Genomic DNA, 14,553 nt, shown 5'->3' on the forward strand with positions numbered 1-14,553 from the left:
GGTTGGACGCGGCCATGCCGAAGCGGCCGCTTTCACGCAACCGCCCTTTGCAGCCGCTCCACCAGCCGTGCGCGCGCGGACGGCAGGTCCGCCCGACGCTCCGCCAGCAGGTTTCGCTCCAGCGCCTCGCCCGTGGTGCGCAGCGCCGCGAAGATCGCCGGCCAGTCCGCCGACCCGCCCTCGCGCAGCTCCTGCGGCAGCCGGTCGGCATCCAGCCCGTAGCCGAGTTCCGCCAGCAACAGCAGTTCGTACCGCGCCAGCGGCAACGCCCAGCCCCGTGCCGAGGGCGCCGCCTCCACCGCGCCGATCACCCCGTCCAGCGCCGCCCAGATCCGCGGATAGGGCTGTCCTTCCGGCAAGGTCGCGGCGGCGAGCGCCGTGACCCATTCCAGCGCGGCGGCGGGCAGCGGCTCGGCGAACAGCGCCGCCCGGCTGCGGATCGGCTCCACCGTGAGCGCGGCGAGCTGCTCCTCCGTACGCGCGCGCCAGTCGCCCAGCACGATGTTGGCGGGTTGCAGCACCGGGCGCAGGCGCCGCGACCGGCCGCCGCGCACATAACCGGGCAGCAGCCCATGCTCCTCCGTCAGCGCCCGCACCACCGCGCCATGCTCGCCATGGGAGCGGATCGACAACAGGATGGCCTCTGCGCGCAGGTGCATCGCGCCTGCCTAGCCGAAGCGGGCGCCCCCCGGAACTAGCGCCGTACCTTCCGTGCCCATTCTTCGAGGCCGAGGCGCTGCACGGCTCGCTTGGCGGCGGCCGCGCCACCGTCGAACACCCGCAGCGATGCCAGAGCCGCGCGGTTCGCCAGCGTGCCGCGCAGCAGCAGCAGGTCGACGCACGGCACGCCGTCGGTGGCGAACTGGCGCTTGTGCTGCCCTTCTCCTTCCGTGAAGTCGAACCGTTGCAGGCCGCCTTCCTCCAGCAGGTCGCGGGTGGCCGCCATCTGCAGCACCGCGCCCGGCGACAGGTCGTTGAACGCCGGATCGTGGCCGAGATACTGGTAAAGCACCGTGCCCTTCTCGACGGGGCAAAACAGATAGGCCACGGGCGTGCCGGCGATCGACAGCAGCCAGGCGCGGACCTCTCCTGCCGCCGCTTGCAGCGCCGCCCGCGTGCGGAAGGCGGCGGTGTCGGGCAATCCGGCATCCATCAGCCGCTCCTGATAGGTCGTGGCGGAGACGGCGCGGGCGAGCGGGTGAAAGGCCGCGAGCTCGTCCGGCGTGCGGAAGCGGGCGATCTCCAGCGTGCCGCCGGAGGCTTCGGCCAGCTTCCTGGTCTTGCGCTTGATCGCCGAGCGCGTGTTGCCGGACAGGCGGGCGAGATAGGCGTCGGCCCCGATCGTAAGGTCGATCCAGTGGCGGGTATAACGCTGCCGCTCGAACGCGATCAGACCGCCCGCCGTCCAGGCGAGCGCCGCGGCACGCTCCACCGGCAGCGAGGTGACGAGATAGCCGTCGTTCGTCCGTCCCAGCGGCGGCAGGGCGGGCAGCCGCGCTTCCAGCGCATCGGCCAGCGACAGCGGCACGAGCCACAGGCGCCGGTCGATACGCGCCAGCGTCCGCGCGCCGATCTGGAACCTTAGCGGCAGCGTGGCAGCCTGCTCGGCCGGGATCACGCCGCCCGCTCCTCCACCATGTTGGACCAGAGCTGCTCCGCCTGCCGCCAGCGCGTGCGCAGGGCATTGGGGCCGAGCGGCACGTCCGCGGCGTTGGTGGCAAGGTTCGGCCGGTCGGAGAACCATGCGGTGGGCAGCGCCTCGCGCCACTCGTCCAGCAGCGCGCACAGCATCTCGAACCGGCGCACATGCGTGTTGTTGATGCGGGTGCCGCCGCGATTGGCGAGCTCGAAACTGTGGCTGACGATGGTCACCGCCGCATGGCGCTCGACGGCGGCATGTTCCAGCGCTGCCCGGATCTCTCCGCTCGACAGCGCGCAGACCTGAAAGGTGCGCAGGCTGTCCGGACGATCCTCGATCACGGAAACCGGGATCTCGGTCAGGCCATGCCGGCGCAACGGCGCGATCTGCTGCGCGCACACGCCGATCCCGCTCGGCCAGGGCGCCTCGGCGCCGTTGTGGCTGCTGTCATAGTCGAAGCCGAGAGCGGCCAGCGCGCGCAGCGTGGCGTCGTTGGCGGCGTAGCTGCCGGCGCGGAACGCCAGCGGCTGCGGCGCGCCCGCCGCCGTCAGCAGTTCGGCCGCCCCGGCGATCAGGTCGTGCTGCTCCGCCTCGCTGTAATCGACCAGCTCGAACCGGGCATGCGCCGCACCGCGATCTCCGGCCACCGCGCCCGCCCAATTGGGGTGCAGGTGCAGCTGGACCTCCTGTCCGGCGCCCAGCACCGTATCGACGATGCGCCGGATCGGATCGAGGCCGAACACCATGGCGGGCATCGGATCGACGAAGAACGTGCCCTTCAACCGGTGCCGCATCAGCATCTCGAGATGGAAGCACAGGCCTACCCCTGCGGGCTCGATGGAGCGCTCGTACAGGGTGGCAAGATCATGTCCCTCGGCGTGATGGCGCCACATGAACTCGGTGTCGGTGGTCAGAAACACGTGAGTCATGCCCGATGGGGTATCTGGTGGAGGTGAACATTTTGGAAAGCCGGGCCGGCTCGCCCGTGACGAAACGTTGCTTGCCGGCGCTCTAGGAAAGCACGCGTTGCCGCCATATAGTGCCGGCCATGCCGCAATCGCCGGAACCCTCGCGCAGCCAGGCTGGCGCCTGATGGCCGACGCCGCCCCTACCCCCATGATGGCGCAGTATCTCGCGCTGAAGGCCGAGGCGGGCGAGTGCCTGCTGTTCTACCGGATGGGCGATTTCTTCGAGCTGTTCTTCGACGACGCGAAGGTCGCCGCGCAGGTGCTCGACATCGCGCTCACGGCGCGGGGCGAGCATGCCGGCGAGAAGATCCCGATGTGCGGCGTGCCGGTGCATTCGGCCACGGCGTATCTTCAACGCCTCATCAAGGCCGGGCACCGCGTCGCCATCGCCGAGCAGACGGAAAGCCCCGAGGCGGCGCGCAAGGCGCGCGGGTCCAAGGCGCTGGTCAATCGTGCGATCGTCCGCTTCGTCACTGCCGGCACGCTGACGGAAGAGGCGCTGCTGGATGCGCGGGCGGCCAATTGGTGCGTGGCGATCGGCGAAGCGGGCGGCAGCGTCGCGGTGGCCGCGGCGGACGTTTCCACCGGCCGGTTCGAGCTGATCGACACCGGCCCCGGCGAGCTTGCCGGCGAGCTGGCGCGATTGGCCGCGGCGGAGGTGATCGCGCCGGAAGGCGGCGCGGGTGCCGAACAGGCGACCACCGTGCGGCCCCGCGCCGATTTCAACAGCGATGCCGGCGAGGAGCGGCTGCGGCGCCTGTTCGGCGTCGCCACGCTGGACGGCTTCGGCCAGTTCACGCGCGCCGGGCTCGCCGCGGCGGGCGGGCTGGTCGCGTATCTCGAGCACACCGCCAAGGGCGCCCTGCCCTTCCTGCGCCCGCCCCGGCTGACCCGCGCGTCCGCCGCCATGGCGATCGACGCGGCCACCCGCGACAGCCTGGAGCTGACCTGCACCACGGCCGGGCAGCGGCGCGGCTCGCTGGTGGATGCGATCGACCGCACGGTGACCGGCGGCGGCGCGCGCACGCTGGCGGCGGATATCGGCGCCCCCTTGATGGACCGCGCCGCGATCGAGGCGCGGCTGGACCTGGTGCAGCTGTTCCATGACGATGCGCCGATCCGCGAGCTGGTCCGCGGTACCTTGCGCGGTTTGCCCGACATCGGCCGCGCCCTGGGCCGGATCGCGGCAGGACGCGGCAGCCCGCGCGACCTCGGCCAGTTGCGCGACGGGCTGGACGGCGCCTGGCGGCTGGCCGAGCGGCTGGGCAAGGTGGAGCCGGCGCCTTCCCTGCTGGACGAGGTGTTGCCGGCGCTCCGCGGGCACGGCTCCCTGATCGACCTGTTCACCCGCGCGCTGGTCCCCTCGCCGCCGATCGACGCGTCGGACGGCGGGTACATCGCGGAAGGCTATGATGCCGCGCTGGACGATCTGCGCGACGCAGGCGCCGGCGGCCGCCGCGCGATCGCCGCGCTGGAGGCAAAATACCGTGCCGACACCGGCATTGCGGCGCTGAAGATCCGCCACAACAACGTGCTGGGCTACCATGTCGAGGTGCCCGCACGCGCCGCCGATGCGCTGATGAAGCCGGACAGCGGCTTCACCCATCGCCAGACCATGGCCGGCGCCGTGCGCTTCAACGCCCCCGACCTGCACGACGTCGCGGCCAAGGTCAGCCAGGCCGGGGCCCATGCGCTGGCCGCCGAAGCCGCCCACCTCGAAGACCTCACCCAGGCCGCGCTGGACCGGCGCGAGGCGGTCGCCGCCAGCGCCGACGCACTCGCCCGCCTCGATGTCGCCGCGGCGCTCGCCGCGCGGGCGGTGGAGGGCGGGTGGACGCGGCCGGCCCTGGTAGACCATGGGTGCTTCGAAGTGGAGGGCGGACGCCATCCCGTGGTGGAGGACGCGCTTGCCAAAAGCGGGCAGCGCTTCGTCGCCAACGACTGCGTGCTGACGGAGGGCTCGCGCCTGTGGCTCGTCACCGGGCCCAACATGGGCGGCAAGTCCACCTTTCTGCGCCAGAACGCGCTGATCGCCGTGCTCGCCCAGGCAGGCTCCTTCGTGCCCGCCTCGCGCGCGCGGATCGGGCTGGTCGACCGGCTGTTCAGCCGCGTCGGCGCGTCGGACAATCTCGCGCGCGGCCGCTCCACCTTCATGGTGGAGATGGTCGAGACGGCGGCGATCCTGGCGCAGGCGACTGCGCGCAGCTTCGTGATCCTGGACGAGGTCGGGCGCGGCACCTCCACCTATGACGGCCTGGCGATCGCCTGGGCGGTGGTGGAGGCGATCCATGAGGACAATCGCTGCCGCTGCCTGTTCGCGACGCATTATCACGAGCTGACGCGGCTGGCCGAGCGCTGCGACGCGCTGACCCTCCACCATGTCCGCGCCCGCGAGTGGAAGGGCGATCTGGTCCTGCTCCATGAAGTGGCCGCCGGTCCCGCCGACCGCAGCTACGGCCTCGCGGTCGCCCGGCTGGCGGGCATGCCGCCGGCCACCGTGTCGCGCGCCAAGGCGGTGCTGGCCAAGCTCGAGGCGGGCCGCGCGCAGACCGGCGGCCTGGCGGCGGGGCTCGACGACCTGCCGCTCTTCGCCGCCGCCGCGCAGGCCGAGGAGGAGCAATGCGACGCGATCCGTGCCGAGGTGGAGGCGCTGGACGTGGATGCGCTGACCCCGCGCGAGGCGCTGGACACGCTCTACCGGCTGAAGGCGCTCACGCGCGAGGCGTGACGCGGCCTGGCGCTTCGCGAGATGACGGCGGCGGGGCAAATGCGTATCTGGGCGACATGGCCAGCCGCTTCGACAACGTTCCCCATCGCCGCGCCCTTTTCGACCGGCGCGCCCTTGCCGAGCGGCTCGCGCAGCTGGAAGGGCGCAACGCCGATCTCCGCCGGGCCGCCACCGCCGAGCTGAAGGCCGCGCTGGAAACCGGCCGCGCGGAGATCGCCCGGCGGCTTGCCGAGCACCCATCGCGCGGACTGGAAGCGGCGGCCGCACAGGCATTCCTGACCGACCAGCTGCTGACCCTGCTCTACGATTTCACCACGGAGCGCCTGTTCCCCAGCACCAACCCCACCGCCGGCGAGCGCCTCGTCCTGATCGCGGTCGGCGGCTATGGCCGGGGCGAGATGGCGCCCTTTTCCGACGTGGATATCGGCTTCCTCACGCCCGGCAAGCAGACGCCCTGGGCCGAGCAGGTGATCGAATCCATGCTCTACGCGCTATGGGATCTCGGGCTGAAGGTGGGCCATTCCAGCCGCAGCCTGGACGAGATGATCCGCCAGGCGCGCGGCGACGTCACCATTCGCACGGCCCTGCTGGAAGCGCGCTTCCTGTGCGGCGACCGGCCGCTCTATGAAGAGGCCGCCGCCCGCTTCAAGGCCGAGGTGCAGAACGACCCGCGCGCCTTTATCGCCGACAAGCTTGCCGAGCGGAACGCGCGCCACTTGAAAATGGGCGACAGCCGCTATGTGGTCGAACCGAACGTCAAGGAGGGCAAGGGCGGCCTGCGCGACCTGCATGCACTCTTCTGGATCGGCAAATACACCTATGACGTGCAGCGCGCGGCCGAGCTGGTCGGCGCCGGGCTGCTGACCGCCGCAGAATATCGCCAGTTCCATCGGGCGGACAATTTCCTGTGGGCCGTGCGCTGTCACCTCCACCTGCTGGCACGTCGCGCGGAGGACAGGCTGACCTTCGACTATCAGCGCGAGATCGCCGAGCGGATGCGCTTCGCCGACCGGCCCGGCAAGTCCCGCGTCGAACGGTTCATGCAGTTCTACTTCCTCCAGGCACGCACGGTTGGCACGCTGACGGGCGTGTTCCTGGCGCATCTGGACGAGAAGTTCGCCGCGCGCGGCCGCCGGTTCGGCCTGCCCTCGCTCCGGCGCACCTCGCGCAAGCTGCATGGCTTCGTGCTGCAACGCGGACAGCTCGCCATCCCCTCGGACGACTGGTTCGCCGGCGATCCGGTCCGCCTGCTGGAGCTGTTCGCGCTCGCCGACCGGCAGGGCCTGGAGATCCACCCGCTGGCGATGCGGGCAGCCGCCCGCGACGCCAAGCGGATCGACGACTATCGCGACGATCCCCGCGCCAACGCCCTGTTCCTGGACGTGCTCACTTCCCCGCGCGATCCGGAAACGGTGCTGCGCTGGATGAACGAGGCCGGCGTCTTCGGGCGCTTCGTGCCCGATTTCGGCCGCGTGGTCGCGCAGATGCAGTTCGACATGTACCACCATTACACGGTGGACGAGCACACCATCCGGGCGATCGGCCTGCTCAGCCGGATCGAGCATGGCCGGTTGGCCGAGGATCACCCGCTGGTGACCGGCGTCTTCCCGCAGATCGTCTCGCGCCGCGCTCTGTACGTCGCCGTGCTGCTCCACGACATCGCCAAGGGCCGCGGCGGCGATCACTCGATCCTCGGCGCGGACGTCGCCGAGCGGCTGTGCCCGCGTCTCGGCCTCGGCGACGCGGAGACGGAAACGGTCGCCTGGCTCGTCCGCCATCACCTGCTGATGAGCGCCACGGCGTTCAAGCGCGACCTGTCGGACTTCAAGACCATCCTCGATTTCGCCGAGGTGGTGCAAAGCCCGGAGCGCCTGCGCCTGCTTACCGCGCTGACGGTGGTGGATATCCGCGCGGTCGGGCCGGGCACCTGGAACGGCTGGAAGCGGCAGTTGCTGGCCACGCTCTACCATTCCGCCGAGGAAGTGCTGCGCCTGGGGCACAAGCAGATCGGGCGGGGCGAGCGGATCGCCGCCAAGCAGGAAGCGCTGCGCGCCGAACTGGGCTGGGACGAGGCGCGCTTCTCGGCGCTGGTCCGCCGCCTGCCCGAGCCCTACTGGATCGCGGAGCCGGAGGACGTGCTGGTCCGCAACGCGCGGCTGATCGAGGAGGCCGGCGACGCGCAGCTGCGGATCGGGGCGCAGGTCTATCCCGAACGCGGCGCCACCCTGGTCACGCTCTACGCCGCGGATCATCCGGGCCTGTTCTACCGTGTCGCGGGCGCCATCCATGCCGCGGGCGGCAACATCATCGACGCGCGCATCCACACCACGCGGGACGGCATGGCGCTGGACAATTTCCTGGTCCAGGACCCGGTCGGCCGCCCGTTCGACGAGGCGGGCCAGCTCTCCCGCCTCAGGAGCGGGATCGAGGAAGCGCTCGCCAATCGCGGCCGCATGATCGACAAGCTGATGGCCAAGCCACTGCCGCGACCGCGCGCGAGCGCCTTTCCGATCGCGGCCAACGTGCTGATCGACAACAACGCCTCCAACCGGTTCACGGTGGTGGAGGTCAACGCGCGCGATCGCCCGGCCTTGCTGCACCAGCTCGCCAATGCGCTGTTCCAGTCGAAGGTGACGATCCACTCGGCGCATGTCGCCACCTATGGCGAGCGCGCGGTGGACACGTTCTACCTCACCGACCTGCTGGGCGACAAGATCGGCGCCGGATCACGCCTGCGCACGATCGAGAAGCGGCTGCTGGAGGCAGCATCCGGCGAGGCGATCGTGGAAGCCGCGTGACGCGCGGCGGGCCGGGTGCCGGCCGCCGTGGCCCCGGCGATCAGGACGGCTTGCGCGTATCGCGGGCGAAACGCTGGAGCAGGAAGCGCTCGATCGCCGTCAGCCCCTGCTGGGTGAGCTCCACAAGCGTGCGGCGCCCGTCAAAGGCATCCGGCCAGCGGCGGACCAGACCGGACTTTTCCATGTCCCGCAGGCACCGCAGGGCCGTTGTCGGCGGCACCGCCGAAGCATAGGCCGCGCTGCTGACCGATGTCTCCTCCCCCCGCCGGGTGGTAAGATACAGGAACAGCAGCATGTCCCAGCCCGGTTCTCCGAACAGCGAGGCGCATTCGGGCATGTTGCGCTCGCGCGCGCGGCGTTCGGCGAAGATGTGCTGCGCGCGCCGGAGCGCGACCTGATCGAGGTCGATCTGATCTTCGGCCGTCGGCATTATACTTTCGGTGTCGGCCATGCGCGGGGTCGCCGAGCCGAGCTCGTCCACCATCTTGTTCAGCGCATGCACCAACGTCGCCAACTGCGGATCGATCTGTCCCATGATCGGTGCCCCAATCTGTTCCAGTCAACTCAACTATATGAATCTTGCGAAGAACATCATGCACGGACTGTGTCCGCTCGTACGCCTTTGGTCGTACGTGAGGACGAAAACCGCGCATGACAACTTCGCCACAGGCGTGGCGCGATCCCTTCAGACGCAAAAAGCCGGCTCACAGGTGTCTGCGAGCCGGCCTGCTTGTCGGAACCGATCAGAAGCGCGTGCGCAGCGTCACGCCATAGGTGCGCGGCTCCGCCAGGAACGAGGTGAAGACCTGGTTGCCGGTGGCAAAGCCGCCCGCCGATCCGAACCGCTGCACCTGCGCCTGCGAGCCTGCGCCCTGGAACGGCGCGCTGAACGCCACCTGCTGGTAATCGGTGTTGAGCAGGTTCTGCACCCAGAACTCCACCGCCCAGCGCTGGTTCGGCCCGCGGATGCCCGTGCGCGCGTTCATCAGGAAGAAGCCGTCCTGCTCCTTCTCGTAGAACAGGTCCGAGCCGTTGTTATAGTCGCTGGAAAGGCGACCATCGACGTAGAACAGGCCCTGCAGCCCGCTCGACCCGAGCTCCGGCGTCCAGCTGACGGAGGTGCTGACGACATGCTCCGGCGCATTGGACAGGCGGCTGCCCGCGAGCAGGAACAGCTGCGCATCGAGCGCCTCGCCCGCCTTGGAACCGACGAGGTTGTTGCGGAAGTGCGTGTCGGCATAGGTGTAGCCCAGGCTCACCGCCACGTTGCGCGCCGGGTACAGGCCGGCCTCCAGTTCCACGCCCTGCGACAGCACGCCGTAGTTCACGTCCCCCGAGCAGGTGCCGGTGGTGGAGGACGGATCGCGGTCCGCCCCGTTCAGGCTGGCCGAGCACGAGCCGATGTTCTGGACGACATAGTTGGTGCCGTTGAACGTGTTCAGCTGGAAGTTCTGGAATTCCTGGCGGAAGCCCGCGACGTTCAGCGTGAACTGGCGGCTGCTGTACTTCACGCCCACTTCATAGGCGTTCACGGTTTCCGGATCGAAGCGCAGGCGCGTGACGGAAGCAGCGGTCGGCGTGGTGAACACATTGCTCGACAGGTCCGACCGATCGAGATTGTAGCCGCCCGCCTTGTAGCCGCGCGAATAGCTCGCATAGACCATCAGGTCGTTGGTCGGCTTGTAGCTGAGCACGCCGGTGCCGGTGAGCTGGCTTTCCTTGATCTTGTCGTTGAGGTTCAGCCCGGTCAGCGCCGCGGTCGAGTTGCCGGTGCAGCTCAAGGTGATGAGGCCGCCGGCAAGGCTCGCCAGCGCCGCGTTGGTGAGCAGCGGCCCAAGCTGCGCCTGCTGCGTCGGGCAGACGGTGTTGTTGTTGTTGAACGTCGAGTTGAAGCGCTTCTCCTCATGCGTCCAGCGCAGGCCGGCCGTCAGGCTCAACTGGTCGGTGAGCTTGAAGATGTTGTGGGTGAAGAACGCGTAATTCTCGCTCTGCTGGTTGTAGACGTCCCGCTGCGAGCCGAGATTGTTGAGGGTCGACAGGTTGTTCAGGCCGCGGATGATCGCCGGCGCGCCCGCGCCCAGCGCACCGTTCAGCGCCACCGTGCCGACCGCGCTGAGACAGCCCGGGCTGCGCGGCGCACGAAGTGCCGCGAGCGGGTTGATGGTGGCGACGATGCGGCAGGCGGCGAAGGCGCCGTAATCGTTGCCGAACTTCAGGTTGTCGACGACCTGCAGGTCTTCCTTCGAATAGTAACCGCCGACCAGGTAGTTCAGCCGGTCGCCGAGCGCCTCGCCCTGCAAGCGCAGCTCCTGGGTGAAGGTATGGAACTGGCGGTAGGAATTGCCATCGTCCGGGCGGTAGCCGATGTCGAGATTGCCATAGTCGATGTCGCTCGCGCCGCCCGACTTGTACTCGCGATAGGCGGTGATCGAGGTCAGCGAGGCGTTGCCGAAGTTCCAGTCGAACTGTGCCGAGCCGCCATAATCCTTGGTGACGTTCGAATAAGCGCGGCCCGGCGTGTTGGCGATGCGGCGGTTGAACGGGTCGCCCGCACTGGGGAACACGGCGCCGAGCGAACGCATCACGTCGACGATGCGGTTGCTGGAGGCCACCGAATAGTCGCCGGGCACGGTGGGCGTCAGGTCCTGCTTCTCGCGCAGGTCGAGATAGACCGCGCCGCAGCACTTCTCGTCGCGATAGGTATAGTCGCCGATCAGGCGCAGCGAGATGTCGCTGGTCGGCTCGAACAGCAACTGCCCGCGTACGACATAGCGGTGACGGTCGTTGTAATCGGTGTTGTTGGTGACGTCGTAATAGAAGCCGTCGCGGTCGGCGAACACGCCGTCCAGGCGGAAGGCCAGCTTGTCCTTGATGATCGGGCCGGTGATGCCGGCGGCAACGCGGACATTGTCGTAATTGCCGTAGGTCGCCTCGCCATAGCCGCCGAACGTGTAGCTCGGCGCCTTGGTGTAGACGTTGATCGCGCCGGCGCTTGCGTTGCGGCCCGACAGCGTGCCCTGCGGCCCGCGCAGCACCTCGATGCGATCCACTTCGCCCAGGTCGTTGAGGCCGGAGCCGGTGCGGCTGCGATAGACGCCGTCGATGAACACCGCGACCGAGCTTTCCAGACCCGGATTGTCGCCCACCGTGCCGATGCCGCGGATGCGGGCCGACGCATTGGCTTCGGAGCCGGTGGAGGAGATCTGCAGCGACGGGGTGAGCTGCGTCAGCCCGCGAATGTCGGTGGCGCCGGAATTCTGCAGCGCTTCCTGGCTCACCGCGGACACCGCAAGCGGCACGTCGGACAGGCGCTCGGCGCGGCGGGTGGCGGTGACCACGATGTCGCCGGCGCCGCCGGTCTGCTCGACCGCGGCGTTGCTGGTCGCATCGCTCGTGGTGTTCTGCGTCTCCGCCTGGGTGGTGGCGGCATCGGTCGGCGGGGTCGTCTGCTGGGCGTCCTGCGCGAAGGCCGGGGTCGCGATGGCGACAATGGCGGCAGCGGACACGAGCAAGGCGGACTTGCGCATTCGGGGCTCTCCTTTTGGGCGACCTATTCTTGGTCTTTCCCCTTTGGATTATCCGATAGCGCCGTACCGTCTAGTCGAAGCGCCGCAGGAACCTGCCGTTTACGGAAGGAGTGCGGCAGATTTGCCACAGCCCGGTTGCAGCGCGCGCAACAACATGGCCGCATTTCCCCTACGGCATGCCGCACAAGACAACGCCCGGCACCTTTTCAGGCCCGGGCGTCGTTGCGTTCTTTGCAATCGGAAAAAACGTACCGTTACTTCGGAGCAAGCACCATGAGCATCTGGCGCCCTTCCATCCGCGGGTAGCTCTCGACCTTGGCTTCCTCTGCGCAATCGGCCTGAACCTTTTGCAGCAGCTGCATGCCGAGCTGCCCATGGGCAAGCTCGCGACCGCGGAAACGCAGGGTGACCTTCACCTTGTCGCCTTCGCCGATGAACTTGTGGATGGCGCGCATCTTCACGTCGTAATCGTGGTCGTCGATGTTCGGACGCATCTTGATCTCCTTGATCTCCTGCGTCTTCTGCGACTTACGCGCCAGATTGGCCTTTTTCTGGGCCTCGTACTTGAACTTGCCGACGTCCAGGAACTTGGCCACGGGCGGATCGGCATTGGGCGACACCTCGACCAGGTCGAGGCCGACCGCCTGCGCCTGCTCGATCGCCTCGCGCGTGTAGAGAACGCCCAGATTCTCGCCGTCCTGGTCGATCACGCGGACGCGGGGGCTCTGGATCCATTCATTGAAGCGCGGGCCGTTCATCGGCATCGGGGCACCTTGCGGGCGCCGCATCATGGGAGGACGTATAGGGACAGCTCCTGTTGTTGGTTACGTCACGTATATAGTGATTTCGGCGCGCAAACGAAAGGGAGCGCGGAAGTGATCCCGCGCTCCCCCCGATTTCAGTGGCGCTTGAGGTCCGGCGGGGTCGCCTCGGCGGCGAGCGTGGCGATCGCCTCCTCGACGCTCACCACCTCCTGCGCCTGGCTGCCCAGGCGGCGGATGGCGACCTTGCCCTCCTCCGCCTCGCGCTTGCCGACCACCAGCAGCACCGGCACCTTGGCGACCGAATGCTCGCGCACCTTGTAGTTGATCTTCTCGTTGCGAAGATCGGTTTCGGCGCGGATGCCCGCCGCCTTCAGCTTCGCCTCGACCTCACGCGCATAGCCGTCGGCATCGGACACGATGGTCGCCACCACCGCCTGCACCGGGGAGAGCCAGAGCGGGAAGCGGCCCGCATGATGCTCGATCAGGATGCCGATGAAGCGCTCGAACGTGCCGAGGATGGCGCGGTGAAGCATGATCGGGCGGTGCCGCTCGCCGTCCTCGCCCACGTAGCTCGCATCGAGTCGCTCCGGCAGCACGCGGTCCGACTGGATCGTGCCCACCTGCCACGTCCGCCCGATCGCGTCGGTGAGGTGGAATTCCAGCTTCGGCGCGTAGAAGGCGCCCTCGCCCGGCAGCTCCTCGAACCCGGCCTTGATCCCCTCGGGCAGGTTCGAGTCGAGCACCGCGCGGCGCAGCTCGTCCTCGGCCATGTCCCACATCTCGTCCGAGCCGAAACGCTTGTCGGGGCGCAGCGCGAGCTTCACCGCATATTGCTCGAAGCCGAGATCGCGGTACACGCTGTCGAGCAGCTCGCAGAATTGCTGCACTTCCTCGACCAGCTGGTCCTGCCGCACGAAGATATGCGCATCGTCCTGCGTGAACTGGCGCACGCGCATGATGCCGTGGAGCGCACCGTGCGGCTCGTTGCGGTGGCAGCAGCCGAACTCGGCCATGCGGATCGGCAGGTCGCGGTACGACTTGATGCCCTGGCGGAAGATCAGCACGTGCGCCGGGCAGTTCATCGGCTTCAGCGCCATCAGGTCCGCCTTGCCGGAAAGCACCGCGGCATCGTCCTCGGTGTTGGGGATCTCGTCCGGCACCACGAACATGTTCTCGCGATACTTGCCCCAGTGACCGGACTGTTCCCATTGCCGCGCGTCCATCAGCTGCGGCGTCTTCACCTCGGCATAGCCGGCGGCATCCAGCCGGCGGCGCATATACGCCTCCAGGCTGCGCCACAGCAGATAGCCCTTGGGATGCCAGAAGACGGACCCTTGCGCCTCCGACTGGAGGTGGAACAGGTCCATGTCCTGCCCGATGCGGCGATGGTCGCGCTTGGCGGCCTCTTCCAGCATGGTCAGGTGCGCGTCGAGCTGCTTCTTGTTGAGCCAGCCGGTGCCGTAGACGCGCGACAGCATCGCGTTGTTCTGGTCGCCCCGCCAATAGGCGCCCGACACGCGGGTCAGCTTGAACGCCTGCGGGTCGAGCCGGCCGGTGGAGGGCATGTGGGGGCCGCGGCACATGTCGAGCCATTGACCCTGGCGATAGATGGTCAGCTCCTCGCCCTCGGGCAGCTCGGCGGCCCATTCGGCCTTGAACGTCTCGCCCTGCTTCTTCCAGGTTTCGATCAGCTGCTCGCGGCTCCACACCTCGCGCACGAACGGCTCGTTGCGCGCGATGATGGCGCGCATCTCCGCCTCGATCGCCGGCAGGTCCTCCTCGGTGAAGGGGCGGTCCTTCGGCGCGAAGTCGTAATAGAAGCCGTCCTCGGTCGCCGGGCCGAAGGTGATCTGCGTGCCGGGGAACAGGTGCTGCACCGCCTCGGCCATGACATGCGCGAAATCGTGGCGGGCCAGCTCCAGCGCCTCCGCCTCGTCGCGGCCGGTGACCAGCGCGAGCTGCGCGTCGCCCGTCAGCGGCCGCGACAGGTCGCGCAGCTCGCCGTTCACCCGCGCCGCGATCGCCGCCTTGGCCAGCCCCGGCCCGATCGACGCAGCGATGTCCGCCGGCGTGGTGCCGGTCGCGACTTCGCGCACGGAGCCGTCGGGGAGCGTGATCGAGAGCATGTC

At 68.8% G+C, this 14,553-nt stretch carries 9 protein-coding genes; 2 read left to right on the forward strand and 7 right to left on the reverse strand.

The genetic code is table 11. The features are described 5' to 3' along the window. Positions 1-32: 32 nt before the first annotated feature. From recO to DVW87_RS11275, 3 genes are read right to left on the reverse strand one after another with little or no spacing between them, the layout of a single operon-like run. The gene (gene recO, locus DVW87_RS11265) at positions 33-659 is read right to left on the reverse strand and encodes a DNA repair protein RecO (RefSeq protein WP_114687844.1); all 627 of its coding nucleotides are present in this window, start codon (positions 657-659) and stop codon (positions 33-35) included. A gap of 35 nt (positions 660-694) precedes the next feature. After that, complete coding sequence (locus DVW87_RS11270) at positions 695-1,618, reverse strand: GNAT family N-acetyltransferase (RefSeq protein ID WP_239017862.1); 924 nt, start codon at positions 1,616-1,618, stop codon at positions 695-697. Further along, positions 1,615-2,568: a polysaccharide deacetylase family protein gene (locus tag DVW87_RS11275; protein WP_181814808.1), complete on the reverse strand. Its 954-nt coding sequence runs from the start codon at positions 2,566-2,568 to the stop codon at positions 1,615-1,617. The genes DVW87_RS11270 and DVW87_RS11275 overlap by 4 nt, the downstream gene beginning before the upstream one ends. 187 nt (positions 2,569-2,755) lie before the next feature. Between DVW87_RS11275 and mutS the strand changes: the two genes are divergently transcribed. Together mutS and DVW87_RS11285 are read left to right on the forward strand one after the other, a co-directional pair. After that, a complete protein-coding gene (gene mutS / locus DVW87_RS11280; protein ID WP_114687845.1) occupies positions 2,756-5,335 on the forward strand; it encodes a DNA mismatch repair protein MutS in 2,580 nt (859 codons plus the stop codon). A 56-nt stretch (positions 5,336-5,391) separates the two neighbouring features. Continuing rightward, positions 5,392-8,133: a [protein-PII] uridylyltransferase gene (locus tag DVW87_RS11285; RefSeq protein ID WP_114687846.1), complete on the forward strand. Its 2,742-nt coding sequence runs from the start codon at positions 5,392-5,394 to the stop codon at positions 8,131-8,133. Positions 8,134-8,173: 40 nt separating this feature from the next. On the opposite strand, the gene DVW87_RS11290 is transcribed toward DVW87_RS11285, so the two are convergent. The 4 genes from DVW87_RS11290 to thrS all read right to left on the reverse strand — a co-directional run bounded on the left by DVW87_RS11290 (position 8,174) and on the right by thrS (position 14,550). After that, entirely contained in the window at positions 8,174-8,668 is a 495-nt protein-coding gene (locus DVW87_RS11290; protein ID WP_114687847.1) for a winged helix DNA-binding protein, read from the reverse strand. A 208-nt stretch (positions 8,669-8,876) separates the two neighbouring features. Beyond that, positions 8,877-11,660, reverse strand: coding sequence for a TonB-dependent receptor (locus DVW87_RS11295; protein WP_114687848.1), 2,784 nt, complete (start codon positions 11,658-11,660; stop codon positions 8,877-8,879). Between the two features lie 254 nt (positions 11,661-11,914). Next, the gene (gene infC / locus DVW87_RS11300; protein ID WP_114687849.1) at positions 11,915-12,451 is read right to left on the reverse strand and encodes a translation initiation factor IF-3; all 537 of its coding nucleotides are present in this window, start codon (positions 12,449-12,451) and stop codon (positions 11,915-11,917) included. Positions 12,452-12,558: 107 nt separating this feature from the next. Then, positions 12,559-14,550, reverse strand: coding sequence for a threonine--tRNA ligase (gene thrS / locus DVW87_RS11305; protein WP_114688209.1), 1,992 nt, complete (start codon positions 14,548-14,550; stop codon positions 12,559-12,561). Between the last annotated feature and the right edge of the window lie 3 nt (positions 14,551-14,553).

Source organism: Sphingomonas aracearum (assembly GCF_003345355.1).
Taxonomy (GTDB): Bacteria; Pseudomonadota; Alphaproteobacteria; order Sphingomonadales; family Sphingomonadaceae; genus Sphingomonas; species Sphingomonas aracearum.